At 49.3% G+C, this 21,624-nt stretch carries 14 protein-coding genes; 10 read left to right on the top strand and 4 right to left on the bottom strand.

All coding sequences use genetic code 11. The features are described 5' to 3' along the window. Positions 1-324: 324 nt before the first annotated feature. The 7 genes from MSMTP_RS17415 to MSMTP_RS17385 all read left to right on the top strand — a co-directional run bounded on the left by MSMTP_RS17415 (position 325) and on the right by MSMTP_RS17385 (position 9,635). On the top strand, positions 325-1,344 hold the full coding sequence (locus MSMTP_RS17415) for an S-methyl-5-thioribose-1-phosphate isomerase (protein ID WP_048182132.1): 1,020 nt from the start codon (positions 325-327) through the stop codon (positions 1,342-1,344). 268 nt (positions 1,345-1,612) lie between these two features. Next, positions 1,613-1,780, top strand: coding sequence for a preprotein translocase subunit Sec61beta (locus tag MSMTP_RS17410; RefSeq protein WP_048182130.1), 168 nt, complete (start codon positions 1,613-1,615; stop codon positions 1,778-1,780). A 26-nt stretch (positions 1,781-1,806) separates the two neighbouring features. After that, on the top strand, positions 1,807-2,826 hold the full coding sequence (locus MSMTP_RS17405; protein WP_231582844.1) for a S9 family peptidase: 1,020 nt from the start codon (positions 1,807-1,809) through the stop codon (positions 2,824-2,826). Between the two features lie 67 nt (positions 2,827-2,893). Then, positions 2,894-5,017, top strand: a complete 2,124-nt coding sequence (locus MSMTP_RS17400; protein WP_048182129.1) for an endonuclease MutS2 — start codon at positions 2,894-2,896, stop codon at positions 5,015-5,017. Positions 5,018-5,559: 542 nt separating this feature from the next. After that, on the top strand, positions 5,560-7,749 hold the full coding sequence (ppk1, locus tag MSMTP_RS17395) for a polyphosphate kinase 1 (RefSeq protein ID WP_052718453.1): 2,190 nt from the start codon (positions 5,560-5,562) through the stop codon (positions 7,747-7,749). Between the two features lie 5 nt (positions 7,750-7,754). Beyond that, complete coding sequence (locus MSMTP_RS17390) at positions 7,755-8,006, top strand: hypothetical protein (RefSeq protein ID WP_156153886.1); 252 nt, start codon at positions 7,755-7,757, stop codon at positions 8,004-8,006. 6 nt (positions 8,007-8,012) lie between these two features. Further along, a complete protein-coding gene (locus MSMTP_RS17385) occupies positions 8,013-9,635 on the top strand; it encodes a Ppx/GppA phosphatase family protein (protein WP_048182123.1) in 1,623 nt (540 codons plus the stop codon). 138 nt (positions 9,636-9,773) lie between these two features. Here the strand turns inward: MSMTP_RS17385 and MSMTP_RS17380 are convergent, their stop codons facing one another. Beyond that, the gene (locus MSMTP_RS17380; protein WP_048182120.1) at positions 9,774-12,386 is read right to left on the bottom strand and encodes a CHAD domain-containing protein; all 2,613 of its coding nucleotides are present in this window, start codon (positions 12,384-12,386) and stop codon (positions 9,774-9,776) included. A 450-nt stretch (positions 12,387-12,836) separates the two neighbouring features. On the opposite strand from MSMTP_RS17380, the gene MSMTP_RS17375 reads away from it, so the two are divergent. Then, a complete protein-coding gene (locus MSMTP_RS17375; RefSeq protein WP_048182118.1) occupies positions 12,837-13,958 on the top strand; it encodes an ORC1-type DNA replication protein in 1,122 nt (373 codons plus the stop codon). Between the two features lie 336 nt (positions 13,959-14,294). Here the strand turns inward: MSMTP_RS17375 and thsA are convergent, their stop codons facing one another. Next, positions 14,295-15,956, bottom strand: a complete 1,662-nt coding sequence (gene thsA, locus MSMTP_RS17370) for a thermosome subunit alpha (RefSeq protein ID WP_048182116.1) — start codon at positions 15,954-15,956, stop codon at positions 14,295-14,297. A gap of 844 nt (positions 15,957-16,800) precedes the next feature. Between thsA and dnaK the strand changes: the two genes are divergently transcribed. Beyond that, the gene (gene dnaK, locus MSMTP_RS17365) at positions 16,801-18,282 is read left to right on the top strand and encodes a molecular chaperone DnaK (protein WP_048183987.1); all 1,482 of its coding nucleotides are present in this window, start codon (positions 16,801-16,803) and stop codon (positions 18,280-18,282) included. A gap of 43 nt (positions 18,283-18,325) precedes the next feature. Then, positions 18,326-19,120 carry a DnaJ domain-containing protein gene (locus MSMTP_RS17360; protein WP_231582843.1) on the top strand — a complete coding sequence of 265 codons (795 nt, stop codon included), beginning with the start codon at positions 18,326-18,328 and terminating at the stop codon, positions 19,118-19,120. A gap of 114 nt (positions 19,121-19,234) precedes the next feature. Here MSMTP_RS17360 and MSMTP_RS17355 read toward each other — a convergent pair whose 3' ends face one another. Together MSMTP_RS17355 and sepS are read right to left on the bottom strand one after the other, a co-directional pair. Beyond that, on the bottom strand, positions 19,235-19,966 hold the full coding sequence (locus MSMTP_RS17355; protein ID WP_048183984.1) for a DUF169 domain-containing protein: 732 nt from the start codon (positions 19,964-19,966) through the stop codon (positions 19,235-19,237). 31 nt (positions 19,967-19,997) lie between these two features. Beyond that, entirely contained in the window at positions 19,998-21,617 is a 1,620-nt protein-coding gene (sepS, locus tag MSMTP_RS17350) for an O-phosphoserine--tRNA ligase (protein WP_048182110.1), read from the bottom strand. Positions 21,618-21,624 lie beyond the last annotated feature (7 nt).

The following is a 21,624-nucleotide window of genomic DNA, read 5'->3' as shown; positions in this document are numbered from 1 at the left end:
CCCAAATACATACTTATTTTATACATATTTAAAAATCGCTGTCCAATCACTATTTATAAAAATTATATTATAAATCCTTCCAAAAGTCTTTCACTATTGCGATAAATACCTTTAGTTTTCTGCCGGCTCCGGGAATTAAAATATTTCTTTATTTTGAAAAAAGGGAAAAGGTCTATTGGAAAATTGAACCGAAAGTTGAATAGTTTTTTATCGGATGTGGGGTTTGAAAGGGAAGCCAGAGGTTTTTGGCTGGAGTCAGCTTTAAGGCAGAATCAAGCTTTACAGTGACATCAAAATTAATTTTTACACCGGACAGTGATTTGCATGAGGACGATTGACTGGAATGAGGAGTCCAATTCCGTTATGCTTGTGGACCAGACCCTGCTCCCTAAAGAGTACAGGGTAATCGAATGCAAAACCCTTAGTTCCCTCTGTGAGGCGATCAAGAGCCTCAGGGTCCGGGGGGCGCCTGCGCTTGGGGCTGCCGGGGGTTTCGGGATTGCTCTTGCAGCTTATCTGAGCAGCGCAAAGGATATGGACAGCATAATGCGGGACCTGAAGGTGGCGGGAAAAGCCATAGTATCAACCCGCCCAACAGCCGTGAACCTGGGCTGGGGCGTAAAAAGGGTCCTGAATGCTTTGTCGGACGCTTATGATGTCGCCGGGGTCCGGGACATTGCCCTTTACGAGGCCCGGGCTATTGCCGACGAAGACGTGTATATCAATAAGCTGATAGGAAAACACGGGGCTAAACTCCTGGAAGATGGGGACACTGTGCTCACGCACTGCAACGCCGGCAAGATGGCCTGTGTGGACTGGGGCACAGCCCTTGGCGTGGTACGCTCCGCAGTTGAACGGGGTAAGGAAATCAAGGTCATTGCCTGCGAGACCAGACCCCTTAACCAGGGCAGCCGGATTACCACCTGGGAACTGATGCAGGACAAAATTCCTGTCACCCTGATCACGGACTCCATGGCCGGCTGGGCAATGCGCCAGGAACTTGTAAACAAGGTGATCGTAGGGGCTGACCGGATCACCCAGGACGCCGTCTTTAACAAGATCGGGACCTATACCCACTCAGTGCTTGCGCGGGAGCATGAAATCCCCTTTTACGTTGCAGCCCCGGTCTCCAGCTTTGATTTCAAGGGCTGGGAGGGCAGTGTGAAAATAGAGATGCGGGACCCCGACGAACTTCGCTTCTTCGGCTCCGAACAGCTAGCCCCCGAAGATGTGGAAGTCTACAACCCTGCCTTTGATGCAACCCCTATGGAAAACGTGAATGCGGTCATCACGGAGAAAGGAGTGTTTTACCCGCCTTTCCTGCTGGACGAGGTGCGCGTCTGAGGGGCATTTTTCCCTTTTCCGGGCTTTCACCTCCTGAATCCATTCTTTTGGATTTATTCTACCGGGTTCACCCCCTGAATCCACTCTGCTGGATTTATATATCATAAATGTAAATTACCTGATGATTATCAAAATTGGCAGAAATATCAATTGTTCGAGTTCAATTGTTTGATCTCAACTTTGATTTCAATTGTTTGTATCTACCTTATACGAACGTCTGATATTCATCAAAAATGACCTTCCATTGATCAATAAAGGTGTTTAACTCATGGCTAAAAAATCAGGCAGCGGCCTTCAGTCCTCCGCAGGGCTGATGCGCTACTACGAAGCGGACAAAAATGCAATTCAGGTCCAGCCCAAGACGGTGCTTATTGCCGGAGCCATTGTGGGACTGGCAGTATTATTCTTGAGTGCGGCTAACGGCTTCTGGCCGTAACCATATTTTTTCCGGTCAGGGTTCCCTTGAGCAAGCAAATTCCCGGGAAAAACAAAAAAACGAATCACGTTTCTTCAGGGGCAAAAGCTCCGAAACCCGTAATTTTTCTATTAGGTTTTTTCTTCATACTTGTGGGTATTTTCGGGGTCCTGTACAACCCTGTAAACTCCGAAGCCACCGGGGCAACCTGGACCGTTTCGGAAGAGGGAATCCTCTCTTTTCCCCAAAGAGGGGAAGCTGCGTTCACTGTTGAGGTGACCGAGGATCTTTACGCCCCGGAATCCGAAGATTCCCTGAAACTGCTTACTTTTGAGAGCAGGGGCGAGAATGTCCGCGCTCTTCTGAGAATTCCCGCGGGCTCTTCTCCAGCAAGCTCTTCCCCTGCAGACTCTTCTCCCGCAAACTCTTCAGGCGCCCCCGGCATCGTCCTGCTCCCCGGGGCTGGGATTAGCAAGGAAAAAGAACAGGGCCTTGCAGTGGAACTTTCGAAGCTCGGATACGCCACTCTTACCCTGGACCAGCGCAATCTCGGAGCTATAAACCCGGAAGGAGACCTTGAACTTTACAAAGCCGGGCTCGAACCTCTCGAATACAAAATGGTTTACGATGCCCTGAAAGCCACGGATGTCCTTTCCGGCCAGCCGGAAATCGACCCTGAAAAGCTTGCCATCGTCGGAGAAAGCAACGGCGGCAGGTTCGCGATTATTGCCTGCGCCCTTGCCCCCTCCCTGCGGGGAGTGGTAGGGATCAGTACCGCGGGCTACGGCACCGGAGAAATCGATCCTTCCCGGGTAGAAGACCCTTATGTCTACAGTTTTTACCGTTCTATTGACCCGGATACCTATCTTTCCGAGCTCCCGCCGGCAAGGTTCGTGCTCCTGCACTCTTTCAATGATACCGTGATCCCGCATGAAATGGCACTTGGGACTTTCTCTTTTGCAGGGGAGCCAAAGGCGATGTATAATGTCAGCGAGGTCACACACGGGTATACGGCTTCCATGCACCCTTATCTCGAAGAGGAACTTGCACTCATTTTTATTGATTAACCGATACCTTTGATTAACCGATACCTTTGATTAACTAACCTCATAAACCTTTCAAAGTGTTTTGAATATGGAGTCTGTTCAGCAGCTTTCAGGTGTAAAGGAACTTTCTGGAATAGGTGAACGAGTTGCCGAAAGGCTGATCGAACATTTCGGGACCGAAGAAGCGGCGCTCAGGGCAATTCTCGAAGGGGACGTTGCCGCGCTTTCCGAGGTTAACGGGGTGAGCCATAACTTTGCCCTTTCCCTTGCCAGGGATGCGAAAGCCAGGGCCGAAGACTGCTCTATTTCCGATTTTTTGAAGACTAAAGAGGCAACAGACCTCTACTCCCGCCTGCTCGAACTGGTTAAAAGCTTTACACATACGCCCCATGCCCGGGACAAAATGAACCTCTTTTATCCTTACCCTGCTTCCCGCAGGGCCCTTATCGAGAAGAGAAGGGTTTTCGTGGAGGAGTATCTCGAACTTGCTCGTTCCCTTTCCGGAGATTCGGAATTTCCGGGTCTGCTCTCAAGGGTCAGGAGGCTTAAGCCCGTGCCCGGAAACCTTCGGGCAAGAGACCGTATCATTCTCTCCGGAGACCCGGAAACTTTAGGGGTTGTAAAGGAGAGGTTCCAGGCCTTTCTCCCGGTCCAGGCCGTGGAGAACCTTTCCGAATTCGTGGACCTTGCCAGGGGCTATTCCCATACGATCGTTTTTGATAACACTTTCCTGGGCTTCGACATGCCCGAGGACCTTGAGCCCGAATTTTTCCCTGACCCGGAAAAGGTGGAATTCTGGCAGGTAGTACCGGAAATGGAACTTGCCTTTTTTGCCCGGAACCTGGACTGCATCCGGGCCTGTCTGCAGGTTGTATCCGTCCTTCGCAGCCGTAATTTCAGTTTCTTTGAGGAAATGTCGGAAGAAGGGCTTGAAACCCTCGAAACCGCTCTTTCGAAGCTGGGGGAAGACGGGAAGCCGAAAGAAGGGTTTGACCCGGAACTGGACCGTCTGGGAGCCGCCCTTGAAGGGCTGGACCGCGTTCTTGCAACTGCCCTACAGGAAGCAAACCTGCGGATGAACCGGGCGCTTGAAGAGAGTTCCCTTACCCTTAGCGGGCAGGACCTCCTCAAGCTCGTAAGCGGGGGCATTGAAATCAAGGACCTGCTGGCAAAGGAGCTCTACAAACTCTATAGGGAAGAGCTTGAAGCTGTAAAGGAAGAACTGGCAGGGAAGCTCGGGCTGCTTTCGCATGAAAAACTGCTGCTGGACTCTCTTTTCTCTGATGAGATTTCCTATCCCCTCCAGGCCGACCAGGCCCAGCTCCAGCTCTTCAGGCAGAAACTTTCCAGAGGGCTGGAAAAGGCAAGGCTTTCTCGGAAAAGGGAAATTGCAAAAGTCCTTTCCGCTTACGGGGTGCTTGTAGGAAAGCTCGTCAGGGAAGTCCTGGAATTTGACCTGGGCTTTTCAGTGGGCTGCTTTGCAGAGCACTTTTCCCTGAAAATGCCGGAGCTGATACCTGATGCAGGGATCGGGCTTCTGGAAGGGGAAAACCTTTTTTTGAAAGCCAGGCATGGGGAAATTGACCCTGTCAGTTATTCTGTCGGAAAGGCAAGTTTTTTCCCTGACGCGGGAGAAAACCGGGTTGTGCTCCTTAGCGGCGTGAATTCCGGGGGCAAGACCTCCCTGCTTGAACTTCTTGCCCAGTGCGTTATTCTGGGGCACATGGGTTTTCCTGCCCCTGCAAAAAAGCTTGAGCTCGGCCCCATCGAAGAACTCTACTATTTCGGGAAATCGAAAGGGACTCTGGACGCAGGGGCTTTCGAGACCACCCTTAAACAGTTCTCCGTGCTCTCCGAAAGTTCCGGGAAACTGGTACTTGCCGACGAACTTGAGTCCATCACCGAGCCAGGGGCTTCGGCCAGGATCATTGCGGGCATCCTTGAATACCTTGTCCGAAACGAGCAAAGCCTTGGGATATTTGTCTCTCACCTCTCGGAGCTGATCCTGGAAGATACGGAGGCTGAGGTCCGGGTGGACGGGATCGAAGCAAAGGGCCTGGACTCAAACCTGGAGTTGGTCGTGGACAGGACTCCGGTCTACAACCATGTGGCAAGAAGTACGCCCGAACTGATTGTGGAGCGCCTTTTCAGGAAAACCTCAGGAAAAGAACAGGAGTTTTATGCACATTTGAAAGGAAAATTCCGGGGGTAAAGCCGCTTCATTAAAAGTCTTCTCTGTTCATCTTTTTTTATTTTTCTTCTTTGTTAAGAGATAATGTTATAAATCTTTAGTTCTATATATCAGTACATACTTTCACGTTTCTCGGGAGATTCCGGGTATTCCTGGGGTTTTTGTTGAACCAAAAACCTATATAGGGGTTGTTTTTAATCCATTTTCTATTACTACATTGAGATGTGGTTCCCTTTCAACAGGCGACCGGAAAGCTTTGTCCGGCCTGAGAAAAAAGATTAATATATCCCGGAAGTTGTTTCCTGAGAGTGTGACGGTTTTCGGCTGCTCATATCAAGCCGGAATTCGTCGTTCCGGCAACTAAAGCTTTGAACCTTATCTGGATTTATAGGGAAACCTCAATTGTGATGGTTTTTCAGGACCCGTGGGTTCGGCGTTGTTGCATCGGTATCACATCAATAACAAAATAGCATAAATATTAAAAATTAATGAAATGAACAGTGATCTTACGTTGTTAAGGATAGCTCTAAAGAAAGAACAAAATCAACTCTTGCGTGGTAGTAATGGAGCGTAACTTCCCCATCCAGTGTGCAGACTTTGACAGGTTACTATCGGATAATGTTGAAGGATCTCGGGTGGAAAGCTCCGGTATGCCTGACCTCAGTGACCCGCGCTTGTATTTGGACCGGGAGTACAGCTGGCTCCAGTTCAACAAAAGGGTGCTTGAGGAGGCTTTTGACGAGCGTAGCCCTTTGCTTGAAAGGGTAAAGTTTCTTTCCATTTTCGGAAGCAACCTGGACGAGTTTTTCATGGTCCGGGTTTCCGGGGTCCAGAAAAGGATTGTTGAAGGGGCAAAGCAGGATCGACCCGATGAACTGGCCCTGGAGCAGCTCCGCGCTGTCAGGGAAGAACTTCTCAGACAGCTTGTCAGCCACGATAAGTGCTGGAACGAGGTCCTTCAGCCGGCTTTGAGAGAAAAGGACGTCCATGTCTTCAACTATTTCGAACTTTCGAGTAAGGAGCGGGAAAAGCTAAGGGACTATTTTGAAAATAACATTTTCCCGGTACTGACCCCTCTTGGTTTTGATGCCGGACATCCTTTCCCGCATATTTCCAACTTAAGCCTCAACCTTGCCGTACTTATTGACGACCCTGATTACGGGGAGCGCTTTGCCAGGGTTAAGATTCCTCCCCTTTTCCCGAGGCTTATCCCGGTTCCTAAAGAAGGCGAAGAATGGCCCACCGGCCGGAAACTTGATGAGTTGAAAGAAGGGCGTTTTGTCTGGCTCGAACAGCTTATCGCCGCAAACCTGGATTTCCTCTTCCCGGGACAGCATATCCTGGGGGCGTATCCTTTCCGGATCACGCGGGATGCGGACCTTGGTTTTGACGAGGACGGGGACAAGGATCTCCTGACTGCAGTCCAGCAGCGGATCGGGAGGAACTATTTCGGGTCCGCTATCCGGCTTGAGACCGATTATACCATGCCGGAACGTGTTTCAGATATCCTGCTTGAGAACCTGGAGCTTACCCCTTCGCTGATGTTCAGGTTGGCTGCGCCCCTGGGCCTTTCAAGCCTCATGAAACTTACTAAACTGGACTGTCCCGAGCTGAAATATGAACCTCTTGAACCCAGGAAGCATCCCCAGCTTGCTGATAAGGAAAACATTTTTTCAGCCCTGAGAAAAGGAGACGTCCTGCTTTACCACCCTTATGACAGTTTCGAATCGGTCATCGATTTCGTGGAACATGCCGCCGACGACCCGGATGTGCTGGCAATCAAGATGACGCTGTACCGGGTGGATGACAACTCCAGGATTATCCAGGCGCTTATGAAAGCCGCGGATAGGAACAAGCAGGTCGCAGTTCTGGTAGAGCTCAAAGCCCGTTTTGATGAAGAAAACAACGTTGGATGGGCAAAAGAACTCGAACGCAAGAACGTCCACGTAGCCCATGGTTTGCCGCGCCTGAAAATCCATTCCAAGATGTGCCTGGTGGTCCGCGCCGAAAAAGAGGGTATCCGTTACTATGCCCACCTGGGTACCGGGAACTACAACGCAGTTACTGCAAAACTCTACACCGACTTCGGTTACCTCACAAGCGATTCTTTCATAGGTAAGGACGTCTCGGACCTTTTCAATGCCCTGACCGGCTACTCGAGAAAAGATCACTATACCAAACTCCTGGTCGCCCCCCAAACCTTAAGGCACCAGATTCTGGAACGCATCCGGCGGGAGATCGACCTGCACGAAAAAGAAGGAAACGGGCATATAATCTTCAAGATGAATTCCCTGGTGGACTACCAGTGCATCCTTGAACTTTACAGGGCCTCTCGAGCAGGGGTAAAGGTGGACCTGCAGGTAAGAGGAATCTGCTGCCTCAGGCCCGGGATCTGCGGGCTCAGTGAAAATATCAGGGTTACTTCGATTGTCGGCAGGTTCCTGGAACATCCCAGAGTCTACTACTTCAGGAATGGTGGAGATGAAGAAATCTTCATGGGAAGCGCCGACCTCATGCCCCGAAACCTGGATAACAGGGTTGAAGTCGTCTTTCCCATAGCAAAGGAATATATACCCCTGATACGGGACGTTGTCCTGGGGACCCACCTGAAAGACAACATCAAGGCGCGTCTCGTACTCCCTAACGGCAGGTCGGAAAGAGTCTACATGCAGCCTGAAGAAGAAGAACTCGATTCCCAGATCTGGATGCTCGAGCACAGGGGATGCTGGGATATCAAGCCCGAAAAGGGCTGAAAAGTTTGGCCCTTCTGGAGTTCGAACCTTCAGATCTTCTCCCTTCTTTTTGCCGTTCTCTTTTTTGCTTTCTCCAGATCCTTTTTTCAAATTTATTTCAGGCAGGCAGGGTTTCAGGAGTTGCACTATCACCTTATAAAGAAAAAAATCCGGAAAATAAATATCAAATAGAGTATGTGATAAATGTAATGAAACTTAGTTTGGAGTACTCGGTTTCCCAGGGAAAAGGTAAAAGGGCAGTGAGGTCTGACAGGTGATCATAAATGGAGTCCGAAAAACCTTCTGAAGGTCGGGTTGTCGCTTTCATAGACATTGGAACAAACTCGGTCAGGCTTCTCCTGGTCCGGATTAACCCGAACGGGTCCTATAAACCCCTGACCAAACAGAAAGAATCCGTGAGGCTTGGGGATAAGGAATTCATTGACAGGATCCTCCAGCCCGAAGCTATGCAACGGGCGGTCATTGTTTGCAAGAAGTTCGTGGAACTTGCCCGGGCTTACGGGGCTGAAGAGGTCATAGCCGTGGCTACCTCGGCTACCCGGGATGCCAGTAACAAGGTCCAGTTCCTCGAAATGCTGAAAAGTGAGGCAAACCTGGAAGTCTGCCCGATTTCCGGTATTGAGGAAGCCCGCCTTATTTACCTGGGGGTTTCGAGCGGGCTTCGGCTCGGGGACTCCAGAGCTCTGTTAATTGATATCGGAGGTGGGAGCACTGAGGTCTCGGTCGGGGGCGATAAACAGTACTATTTCCTCCATTCCTTCAACCTGGGAGCTATCCGCCTAACAAACATGTTTCTTCCGGACGAGACAGGGCCGGTTTCCATGGAGCGCTACAGGATGATCAAGGCCCATATCCGGCGAAAAGCCGCGCTCGTGATAAAGGAGCTTTCCAGGTACAGGATAAGCTGTGCGGTAGGAAGTTCGGGGACCATTGAAAACCTTGCAAGGATCGCTTTTGTCTACCTGCACAAAACGGGTCAGGAAAACTATGACCTCCTGGGGTATGAAGACCTGAAAACAATAGTCGGGGATCTGTGTGCCCTGCCTCTGGAAGAGCGCCGGAAGTTCCCGGGGATCAACTCCCAGAGAGCGGATATTATCATTGCCGGGGCTGCGATTATCGAGACCCTTATGGAAGAAATGGGGCTTTCCGAAATCCGGGTCAGTAAGCGGGGACTCAGGGAAGGGCTTCTTGTTGATTACCTTTCAAAGAGCGAATTTTCCTACATGATCACCCAGATGTCGGTCCGGAAGCGGAGTATCATGCAGCTGGGCCTGGCCTGTCATTTCGATGAAGAGCATGCCCATACCGTGACCCGGCTGGCCCTGGAACTCTTTGACAGTGCCCAGGCCCTGGGGATCTACGAGTTTGAGAAAGGAGAGAGGGAACTGCTAGAGTACGGGGCAACCCTGCATGATATAGGGAAGTTTCTCTCCTACGATAACCACCAGGCCCATGCCTACCACATAATCCGGGAGAGCAGTCTTCCCGGTTTCCAGCCCGAAGAAATCGAAATCATTGCCAATCTTGCCTATTTCCACAGGAAAGGTACTCCCAAGAAAAAACACCCGAACCTTGCAGGGCTAGAGAAAAGTTCCGTTAAAAGCGTGCGTATCCTGGCTGCCCTGCTTCGAATCGCCGAAGGCCTTGACCGCTCCCACACAGGGGTCATTTCCCATGTCCGTTTTTATATCGCCTCAACTGACACCGTTGTGCTTGAGATGCATGCCCGGAAAGAATGCCAGCTCGAACTCTGGGACCTTGAGAAGCACAAGAAGTTTTTCACAAAAATTTTGGGGTACAATCTGCAGTACAAGACTATCATTGAACAGGGGGCTGTACCTTTTTCTACCCTTGAGGAAGAGCCCGAACTTGAAAGTACCTGATGTCAACTATCCCTCCTCCCTGCCCTCTCTGGCTGTTGAGGAAGGGGTCTTCCCGCCTGCCGCGATAAATTTTCAGGAAAACAAAAGCTGAATGGCACCTGAAAAAATTTTAATTAATGAAACTCATGAAGGATCATCTTACAGGTTTTCGATAGCTTCTTCGATCTTTTCCCTGAACTCTTTGCTCCTGAAATTTGCCCAGGCTTCGGGGAACGTGTCGAGAAGGGTCCGGAGTTCTTCTTCTCTGGACGCCAGGTAGATTTCAATTCCTTCCATTCCTTCAAGATTTGCTTGTTTCCCGGGTTTTTTCCCGGTTTCGCTTTCTGCAAGGCCCCAGGCCCCGGTCCTCATGTAAGAACTCAGGAGGTCGATTGCGACCACGGCGTCGTGCAGGTCTCCCAGGTGGTTCTGCAGGCCCTTTAAGTCCTTGATCATTATTTTTGCATTGTCTCCCAAGACGTCTTCGAAGAACTCGAAAGTGTAGCGCAGCCCCTTGGCGGCTATCCTGAGCCTGTGCAGGCGCTCTACAGAGACGTAAGGCCCTTCCACCCATTCGGAATAGGCACCTATGTCGGAGAAGCGGGCATAAATCACTGAGGGGAGTACGTCCTTTACCCTGTGGGGAAGAGCGTCATGTTTTTTGTTGCTGGTAGGAAGCTCCCCTGCCCCCGGGACTTCAAGGAATTCCGAGAACTCCTTCTTGAAACGGGCGTATTTTTCGCTGTTCAGGTACGCAAGCATGGTCTTCCGGGCTTTTTCCCTTTCTTCTTCGAGTACGGCAAAGAGGGGTTCAAGGTCATGTTCGTGGCCCTCGGGCAGGGTTTCCAGATACTCCTCTGCCTTTTCCCGGAAAACGTCCAGATCCCGGACATCTCCCATGGCTCCCAGGGTCCGTCTAAGCCCCTTCATGTGCGGGCCCAGCTGCCTTGAGTCAAGATAAGTTTTAAAGACCTTTGATGCCGCCCGCATGCGTCTGACCGCAACCCGCATGTCATGGAGTTCTTCGATATCCTCCCCTTTCAGGGTTCCTTTTTCGTGGGACCGCATCTGACCAAACTGGTAGGAGAAAATCCTGTGGGCGACTTCTCCCATGGAATCTCCGGGTTTGACGGTGAATTTTTTGGAAGCTTTGCCTTTTTTCTTCTCTTTAGCTGCTTCTCTTTCCTTTTCGGCTTTTTCTCTTTTCTCTTCTACTTTTTCTCCGACTTTTTCTTTCGCTCCCTCTTTTTCTTCTTCAGTTTGGGGTTCATACGATTCCTCCGTCGGGGTGAACCAGAGTTTTGTGCCGAAAAGGTATTCCCAGAGTTCGCTTCGCTTTGCTGCTTTCTTTCCGGCTTTTTCCGCATCAGTTCCTATCAGCTCGATTTCCAGGGCGTCTTCGAGCTGCCGGATCCTGCCGGGCCGGACAGGGGAAGCCTGGGTTTCCAGAAGGTCTGCAATCCGGACGAAGGCTGCGAGCACCAGGGCTTTATTCTGGAGCCCCGGAGGGAGCCGGATATGTGACCCTTTAAGGGCCTGCCCGAGATTTTTTTCACTGACTCCGGGGTCCTGAAGTTCTGTAATCAGGGCGAGCATGCGTAAACTGCGGAGTTGGAGACCTTTCAGGGGGTGGCTCAGGAGAATTTCCTTACCCATCCGGGCTTTTTCTTCCCTGGATGTGGAAATCCCAATGTCTTCCATGAGGGCTGCCAGAGCCAGCAGTTCCTTCTCTTCGGGTCCAAGTCCGTGGTAGGGGGAAAGCCCGTCAAAGAGGGTAAGGGCAGCATCTCTGACCCTTTTTGCCTTTGCCTCGTCCGCACTGTAGCGTTCAAAGAGGGATTCGGAAGTCCATTCCTCGAAACCCATGGCTTCCCAGCCCTGGTCCAGTATCCCGCTTCCGGAGTTAAAGTGGAGTTCCCTGTCTGCGGCTTCGTCCGTTGCAAAGGGGAAGAAGGAAAGCCTCTCTTTTTCGAACTTCAAGTTCAGGGTTTTGATTTCAGGTTCGGAGATTTTAAATAGGAGGCTCAGTTCAGAACTCGATTTGCCCCTGTCAAGCTCCAGGAGAATTCCGGCCTGTTTCCCGTAGATATTCTTGTGTTCTCTGAGCTGCATGCAGACAGCCCTTTCCTGGTGGGTAAGCAGGGTCTTATCAGGAAGATTCCTCGCGAAGAGGAGGGCTCTTTCGAATTTGGAAAAGGGGCTCCAGCTCAGGTCGTAATTTTCCATAAGGTATTTTGAGATTGTGGCCAGGTCTTCGGATGTCCCGCCGCTTTTCAGTTCCACTTCAAGTTCGCTGTAAGTCTTTTCCCTGTTTTCGCTTTTCAGTTCCACACGGTCCAGGGCGAGTTCGGCTACGTGCCTTTCTCCAAGTTTCACCTGGCTGATAGCTCTTTTTTGTTTAAGTTTCAGGATTGGGCCCAGGTCAAAACCTGCGCTAAGTTCGAAAATCCTGTTCCTGATCCCGGCATCCGGGCATTCCAGAAGAGAAAGTCCCTCAGGCAGAAAACTGACATGTTCTTCTCTTTTGTGGGCTCCGCCTTCGAACCCCCCCAGACTTTTTATGGTTACCCAATGTCCCTCTTTTCCGACATCTTTCCGCATCCTCAGGTAGTAGCCTGATGCCATTACAGCCATGTCCTCCGTATCCAGGAAGGTGTCCTCTACGGGCTGGATCACAGTTTCGGAAAGGGAATAGTCCCCCAACCTGGACAACTTTTCAAGGTCTCGGAAGTCCGCTTCATCTATCACAAGAAACTTCGATTCGATTTCCATGCTTTCCCCTTCTTATATATGACTGCATGCAATATAGTCATTCTCGTATTATAACTTGCTTTTTATATAAAGCGGGTTTTAAGTTTAATGCGGACGAAATTGTTGATGGGAGTAAAATTTTAAAATAAGTTACACCCTATAAGCTGTATCTTATATGATTTATTACAATAAACATCATGTAAAACCTAAGGATGATTATAATTTAAAGTTACATAATTTAAAGTTACATAATTTAAAGTTACATAATTTAAAGTTACATAATTTAAGGATGAAAATAATCTAAGGCTACATAATTTAGAGTTACATAATCTAAGGCTACATAATTTAAGGATGAAAATAATCTAAAGCTAAGTATAATCTAAAAGAAAATAATTCCAAAGCCAAAAAATATTCAAAAATTCACCGCATGAATCCGGTGTACCCTTTCATAAGCGAATGGAGTAATTGCTCTTGACTAATAACGACATGCTACTCTGGGACGAGACCCTTTTCAAGGACCCCTCCGTACTCGAACCTGACCACCTTCCTGACTATTTTCCCCACAGGGACACTCAGTTGAACTCGCTCAGGTTTGCCCTTCGCCCCGCCCTGCGCGGCATGCGTCCGATGAACTGCTTGCTGGTGGGGCCCCCGGGGACGGGAAAGACCAGTGCGGTCATGAAGGTGTTCAGGGAAGTCGAGGCCCACACTACCAGTGTCGTGCCGGTGAAGGTCAACTGCCAGATTGATTCCACTCGTTTTGCGGTTATTTCCAGGATTTTCAAAAAACTTTTTGGAATTTCCCCTCCTAGCTCCGGGGTCGCCTTTCGAAAACTTTTTGAAAATGTTGTGGACTTCCTGATCTCCTCCGAAAAAGTGTTGCTCCTGGCCCTGGACGACCTCAACTACCTCTGCTACGAAGGGCATGCAAATGAGGTCATGTATTCTCTCCTGCGAGCCCATGAACAGTATCCGGGGGTCAGGATAGGGGTAATCGGGATCGTGAACGACGCCTCGGACCTCTACCGGCTTGATGCTCGGGTCAACTCGGTTTTCTTGCCGGAAGAGGTTTCTTTTCCCAGGTATGGGTATGAGGAGATCCTGGATATTTTGAGGGACCGGGTGAAGTACGGCTTTTACCCGAAGGTGGTTTCCGAAGAAGTGCTTGAAATGGTTGTCTCTTACGTGGAAAAGACAGGGGACCTGAGGGTCGGGATCGACCTGCTGAAACGTTCCGGGTTCAATGCCGAGCGGAGAGGGAGTCGCACAATTTCTTCCGAAGACGTGGAAAAAGCCTATGAGGCTTCCAAACTGCTGCATCTATGCAGGGGCATAAGCCTCCTCTCTGAGCCTGAAAAGGCCCTCCTGGGACTGGTTGCAAGGAAAGGGGAAATCCAGGCCGGGGAACTTTATAATTCTTTTCATGAACTCACAGACCTGGGATACACGCGCTTTTACGGCATGGTCAACAAACTCCAGGCCCTAAACTACGTGGACGCTGACTTTACAGGGAAAGGACAGAGGGGCAGGACACGGATAATAACTACAAAATTTAAAGCAAATGACATCCTGAACTGTCTTGAAAAGTCCTGATATTCTTTTGGCATGAAAGTATGTGTGTGCTTTCATTTTTTGTGCCTGTTATTTGAAGAATATCATGTGCGTTTTTCTTGCAAATCTTTTTAAAAAAGACCCTAATGTAGTTTAATTCTTTAAAAGACCCGGTTAAGGGACTTATAAAAGAACCTTGGAGATTCACAAGAAATTTTGTTAAAAACCTGCAACAGGTTGAATTCCTGCAACAGGCATTTTCCTGAAAACAAGTGTTTCTGGCTAAAAATTTTTAAAGAAAAAAAGGGCAGTTAAAAACCGCACCTTCTTTTCTCGTTTTCGGGGTTTGCCCGAATTTTAAACCTTATTTTCAGAAATTTACATCATTGGAGGCATTCCAGGGGGCATTCCACCCATTCCTGGGGGCATCCCGCCCATTCCGCCCATTTCTTCTGGGCTGGGGGCTGCACGGGTGGAGGCGATGATGTCGTCGATCCTGAGGATCATGACTGCGGACTCGGTTGCGGCGTTGACTACCTGGGTCTTGACTCTGAGGGGTTCGACCACAAAGGCTTCCCACATGTCAACAACCTTTCCTTCGTAGACGTCGAGACCTGCGGTCTTCACGCCTTTCTCGTGCTGGGAGCGAAGCTCCATGAGCATGTCAATCGGGTCGAGACCTGCGTTTTCTGCAAGGGTTCTCGGGATGACTTCGAGAGCTTCGGCGTAGGCTTTAACTGCAAGCTGTTCCCTGCCTTCGAGGGTTGCTGCGTATTCCTGGAGCCTGAGTGCAACTTCCACTTCAGGGGAGCCGCCACCTGCAACGAGCTTCTCGTCTTCGATTGCCACGCCTACTACACGGATTGCGTCTTCAAGGGCGCTGGCGATGCTGTCCACAACGTGCTCGGTACCGCCGCGGAGGAGGATGGTAACTGCCTTCGGGTTGTTACAGCCGGTGACAAAGGTCATGTTGTCGCCGCCAACTCTCTTTTCTTCCACGGACTGGGCATATCCGAGGTCTTCGGGGGTAATCTCGTCCATGTTGGTGATGAGCTTGCCGCCGGTTGCACGGGCGAGTTTTTCCATGTCGCTCTTCTTGACTCTGCGCACGGCAAAGATGCCTGCCTTTGCAAGGTAGTGCTGGGCCAGGTCTTCAACGCCCTTCTGGCAGAACACGACGTTTGCCCCGCTGTCGATGACCTTGTTTACGATGTCCTTGAGCATCTTTTCTTCCTGGTCAAGGAAGGACTGGAGCTGGTCCGGAGAGGTGATCGAGATTTCTGCGTCCACTTCGGTGTCCTTGAGTTCGATTGCGGAGTTCAGGAGGACGATCTTTGCATCGTTGACTTTTTCGGGCATGTTGGTGTGGACTCTTTCCTTGTCAATTATCATGCCGGGGATAAGTTCGGAATCATCTACCCTGCCGCCTACTTTCTTGACAACGTTGATGTTGTCTTTGTCCACAGTGTTCTTTTCGTTTATGTCTACAACGCTGGTAACTGCGTCCACGGCGATTTCGGAAAGAATCCTCTTGGAAGACTCTGCGCCCTTTCCGGTCATGGCTGTTTCGGAAATGCTGATCAGAAGGTTCCGGTTGGACATTTCCACGGTCATTGCCAGGGATTTCAGGACTTCAGTGGCCTTTTCGGCTGCCAGCCTGTACCCGGAGGCGATGATGGTGGGGTGGATTTCCTGTTCGATCAAATCTTCAGCTTTCTTTAACAGTTCGCCGGCGACTACAGCTGCACTGGTGGTTCCGTCTCCGACTTCTTCGTCCTGGGTCTTGGAAACTTCCACAACCATCTTTGCGGCGGGGTGCTCGATGTCCATCTCTTTAAGGATGGTAGCACCGTCATTGGTGATAACCACATCACCCATGCCGTCAACAAGCATCTTGTCCATTCCCTTGGGGCCGAGGGTTGTCCTGACTGCTTCGGCTACTGCCTTTGCGGCCATGATGTTGTTGTTCTGGGCATCCCTGCCTCTGGTTCTTTTGCTGCCTTCTCTTAAAATGAATATTGGCTGTCCTTGTCCTGCCATGTATCTAATCCTCCGTTAGCGTGAATTGGTATCTTGGAATTAAAAACGCATTTTACATGTTTGTACTTCTATATAAAGTCATCCCATTGATTTAAGTGGGACATCTGCGCTTCCGCAGCTCTTCTCATCGATAAAGCCGGTGCAAACTCTTTCTTCTAAATCTCAATTCCCGGGGTCAACTTGAGGCGGATCTGCTTTTTCCTCAGGAAAGGAAATTGTTCATCAGGGTCAATTTCTATAATTTTTTCAACATTTCTGCTCCTGATAAACTTGTTTTTTACTACCCTTCATAATTATTCATTGTAAAAAAATATTTGCTGATGCCTATCTTTTAAAGGCGAGGATTTTACGGAGTTCAATTTTCCAGTTAACCGGTTTAATGGTTTAACTAGTTTAATGGTTTAATGTTTTGGATAAATTTGATCTTTTAATGGTCTAATGTTTTGAACGAATTTGATCTTTTAATGGTCTAATGTTTTGAACGAATTTGATCTTTTAATGGTCTAAGTAATTTAATGTGATTGGGGGTCTTGTAATCTAAAAGATGATGCTTTTAAGGGTTTTATGGTTTGAACATATTGAAATTTCTAATAGTTTAATGGTTTAAAAGGATTGAAAGGTTTTAATAGTTTAATGGTCTAATTATTTAATAAGTTTAATATAGGTATGAACTAATAATATACTTCAATATTTTAATGGAAAAATTAATATCTTAAGTACTTCTAATATAAATATTATAATACAGATATAGTCCATTTTCTGGTTTGGTAGAACAGATTGGTCAAAATACTGTAATAGAAAAGTTAATATCTCATGTCTCCATAATAAAATTTTGGGGGACTTTATGGCTCAAGTCAGAAGTAAAGTATTGGGTATAGACCTTGGGACCACCAATTCGTGTACAGCAATAATCGAACTCGGGGAACCGAAGGTCATTACAAACTCAGAAGGAAAAAGGCTTACACCTTCAGTTGTAGGTTTTTCAAAAAAGAATGAACTGCTTGTGGGAGAACTCGCCAAAAGGCAGATAGTTTCCAATCCCGAGAATTCCGTTCAGTCCATAAAGCGATATATGGGAAAACCTGACTACAGGGTGCCGCTGAACAACGAGCACTATACACCGCACGGAATCTCTGCAATGATTCTCCAGAAGCTTAAAGTCGATGCGGAGAAATACCTTGGGGATGCTGTTGGAAAAGCCGTGATTACGGTTCCGGCTTATTTTAACGATTCTCAGCGCTTCGCAACGAAAAAAGCTGGGGAAATGGCAGGCTTGGATGTACTGAGGGTTATAAACGAACCTACAGCGGCAGCCCTTGCCTACGGCCTGAGAGACGGTGTCCAGGACCAGAAAATCCTGGTTTACGACCTCGGCGGCGGAACTTTTGATGTATCGATCCTCAAAATCAAACACGGTGTTTTCGAAGTGCTGGCTACCTGTGGGGATACTGAACTTGGTGGTGATGACTTCGACCGGAAAATCGTCGATTATTTGCTCTCGGAGTTTAAGGAAGCCGAAGGGACCGATCTCTCTGAAAATGTGGAGGCCATGCAGCGTATCAAGGAAGCCGCGGAGAGATGCAAGGTTGACCTGTCTTCCCTTATGACTGCAAACGTTGATCTCCCTTACATTTCTGAAAATAAACGTCTGGATATGGAGGTCTCAAGGGAACAATTCGAAGCAATGACCGAGGACCTTGTTAATAAAACCATTTCAATCATGGAAAAATCCCTGAAAGATGCAGGCCTTTCTCCTCAAGATATTGATGAAGTCATTCTTGTGGGCGGGTCTACCAGAATCCCTGCCGTAGCGAAACGGGTAGAAGATTTCATGGAAAAATCCCCCCTTCAGAGCATTAACCCTGATGAAGTTGTGGCTATGGGAGCGGCTGTCCAGGCCGGGATCCTCGGAAACGAGTACCTGAAAAGTTCCGGGAACCAGCAGGTCGATGGCGGCAATCTTGTGCTCCTCGACGTCACCTCTCTTACACTGGGATTCGAAACCGTAGGGGACACGACGGCATTCATAATTCCCCGGAACACGACGATACCTACCAGAAATAGTAAGGTCTTTACCACTCATTATGACAACCAGGAGGTTGTCAGGGGTAAGATTCTTCAGGGAGAAGAGCAGGAGGCATCCAAAAATGTGGCTCTGGGAACAATTATCCTGGAGAATATTCCTCCCTCTCTGAAAGGTGTCCCGCGGATAGAGGTTACTTTTGATATCGATGCCAACGGCATAATAAACGCAACAGCCAGAGACCTTGCAACAGGAAATATGCGCAGCGTTACTATCGAAAGGCCTGCAGGGCTCAATGACTGACATCTCAAGCTAACAAATGAGATCTTTCAAAGGGGGAAAGGCAGTGGATTACTATCAATTGCTGGACATTCCCAGGGTTGCAAACCCTGAAGACATTGAATACAGGTATCATGAACTTGCAAAAAAATACCATCCTGATAGGTCTAAATCCCCTGATGCCCATGAAAAGTTCATAAAAATCAAAGAGGCTTACGAGACTCTAAAAAATCCTCAGAAAAGAAAGGTATACGACGCGTCCCTGCCCCCTGAAGAAAAGGCAGTGGAAGCTTCTTCCGAACCAGAGGATTCCGAGGGGTTTTCTTCCGATTCCGATGCACCTTCTCCGGACTCGTCCATTTCTCCAGTTCCCGATCAGCCTGTTTCAGGTTCTAAGGGTGCTTTCAAATTGACCGGCATTTCCTACGTTTCTTTTAAATCCGATCGTGAATCCTACTCGTCCAGCCCTGCTTCCTCCTCCAAAGGTCCCGGTGAATCCGGAAAACCCAAGAGGTCTAAATACCTTCCTTCTGAAAAGAGTTTGAATCGTCATGACCGGTCGAAAGAAGTTTCATACGGCTCAGGCCAAAACAGTGCAGGGCAAAACAGTGCGGACTGGTCCTATGTGAAAGTTAAATATGAAGGACTTGATGAAGATATTGATGACGATACCGGCAAAAAATCCGGGTTTTCAGCAGGTTTCGTCTTAAGGAAGGCTTTTCGTTATGCTGTTGTCCTTATCTGTATTTTCCTGGTCCTGACGATTGTTTCTCCCGACCTTGTGGGGGCAAAGGCTTCAGGATTAGGTGCTGTAACAGAAACTTTTGATAAGGTGGTGCTTTTAGCAAAAAGCCTGATTTGAGTGCTTTGATTTGAGTGCTTTGATTTGAGTGCTTTGATTTGAGTGCTTTGATTTGAGTATTTTGATCTGAGTATTTTGATCCGAGTATTTTGACCTGTATGTTTTTTCCTTTTTTCAGGCTTGAGTCCCGGGAAGGCTTGAAAGCCCGGCTTCTATTTCTTTAACTTTGTCAAAAGCAATCCCGAGAGGGACCTCAAAGTCCTCATACCCACTGTGCTTCCTTGATCCCTTGCACCCGAAGGAAAGCCCCAGGCCTTCCCGGAGGGCGAGCACCGTACAGTCCCCGCAGACGGAAGCAGCGCCCAGGGTATCCATTTTTGTCCTTTCTCCTTTCGCGTATGCGCTGGCCTGGACGATGCGCATGGCTTTTTCGGGTTTCAGGAAAAGGATCAGTACGTCAAAATCTCCTTTGTTCAGGGAAAGGGGCTCGATTCTTACGGAACAGAATTTTTTATCGAACCTGGGAAGTGCCAGAACCGCCTTTTCAGCAGCCTGCGGATCCCTGTACCTGCCGGATTTCAGGTAGTAAGCAGCCGGGCTCTCTTCCGAAAGGCCGAGCACGTAATCTCCCGGGGAACAGCCCTGCCCCGAGATCCTGAAAGTTTCCCCGAAACGGGCTTTGTGCACGAGTTCGCAAAAGAGCAGGTCGGATTTTTCGGGAAGGATTTCACTGCGAGCCTCAGCAGCTTCTTTTCTCCCGGTCTCTTCTTCCTCAGTTTTTCCTTCTCCGGGTTTCCCTTTTACGTTTTCTTCTCCCATTTCAAAGGTCACGCATACGGGTTCCCCGGTTTCCATCAGCCTGCTGAGTTCCGGGAAACCCTTGACAGCGGATTTTTCACTCTGCATGAGGCACATTCCTCTTTCGGTCCCTTATTTTTTATTCAAACTCAGCTTTAACCGTGGTGAAAATAGGGCCTCTGATGTCGATCTTCTTATTCTTGCCCGTGATGTAGCGCTGGGCCATGGGGCCTATCCTCAGGTTGACTTCCGAAGGGACCTTTACAATCCTGACCCTTGTGATGTGTTCCTCTGCCCCGGACATTGCGGCTTCTTCGATTTCCCGGGCAGCCTGGGCGGCAAAAGCTTCTATGAAGCGGATCCCGGCCATTGCGGAGTGGTTTTCAAAGGCTTTCTTCCATTTTTTGGTGTTCGGAAGCCCCAGGATGTCCCCATTATAGGCGACGACTTCATTAAAAGCTGCGGGACCGCAGAGTTTTGTCTCTTCCTCGGGTTCGATTACGGATACCTTTACCTTCTTTCCGCAAATTTCCCCTTCCCAGGCAGGGAAAGCGCAGGGGCTAGGTTCGCCCCCGTGCAGTTCGCACTGGGTAACTACTGCTTCCCCAATGGCCCTGCCTTCGGGGGTTTCCGGGACCCTGTCAACGTATATCTGCTTTGCAAGCTCGCTGTCGGAAATCTCCCATTCACAGTACTGGGGGATCTGCGGATAGGTCAAAGAGCGGATGTCGGGGGCGTCGTGGAGGATCATGGCAAGGCGCTCGACTCCGAGCCCCAGGTTCATAACCGGACACGGAATGTCATATTCGGCAAGGGCTGTCGGGGAATAGATCCCGAAGGTTGCGACCTCTATCCAGCCGTCCGAGTACTTGGAGTTTGAACCCACGAGTTTCGGGTGGAAAGCAAAGACTTCGATCTGGGTGTCAGGCACATAGTACTTGCTGCGTTTTTCGTCGGGCCTGAAGAGGAACTTTTCAAAGCCGAACTGGGAGAGGAGACCTTCTGCAACGGCTTTCCCGTGGTCTACAGTCACGTCCTCGTCCATGATTACGCAGGAAGCCGAGTAATAGGTCATGAGCCTGGAAGCGTCTTCCTGCTGTTCCCGCCTGAAACAGCGGTCCACTGAGAAGAAATGGAAGGGAGGTTCTTTTCGCTCAAGCAGAGCACCAAGGGAAATGAACCAGCCGCTGGTCATGTGGCTGCGAAGGGTCTTTGTGCTTGCCACGGGCACCAGTTCCTTGAATTCCGGGAAAACCCGGTCAATCATCTCAGCCACAAGGGCGTCCGAAACCTCCAGGGCTGCGGAAATTTCAGGGACCAGGTCGTCTCCTTCAACCTTGCCTTTCTTGTATGCATGGAGAACTTTCCTTATTTTGTCAACGCCTTCTTCCCCTACGTCTCCAAGGATCTCCATGACCCGGGCGATTCTCTCGTCAGAAATCCCCACATTCGGGCGGGGCAGGCCTGCCAGGTAGAAACAGCGGTCCAGAACTGCCAGGGCTTCGCTTCCGAACTGTTTGTGGACTTCTTTTTCATCCACGATCAGAGGGTTCATCATTTCTTCAAAGCCCATGCGGAGGTAAGCTTCCCTCAGCTTCTGTATGGTGTCATAGACCGGGTGGGCTTTCCCGTACTTCAGGGTAGTCCTGGGATAACGTTCGTTCAGGGAAGGGGTTTTGATCAGGTTTTTCCCCTCGTTCCAGGCAAGGTCAAAGTTCTCCTTTGTTTCCTTTTTTATCTTCTCTGGATCAAATCTCATGGGTATC

It is taken from the genome of Methanosarcina sp. MTP4, assembly GCF_000970045.1.
GTDB lineage: Archaea > Halobacteriota > Methanosarcinia > Methanosarcinales > Methanosarcinaceae > MTP4.
The sequence above is the reverse complement of the archived record's forward strand: the minus strand, read 5'-3'. Positions and strand labels throughout refer to the sequence as shown.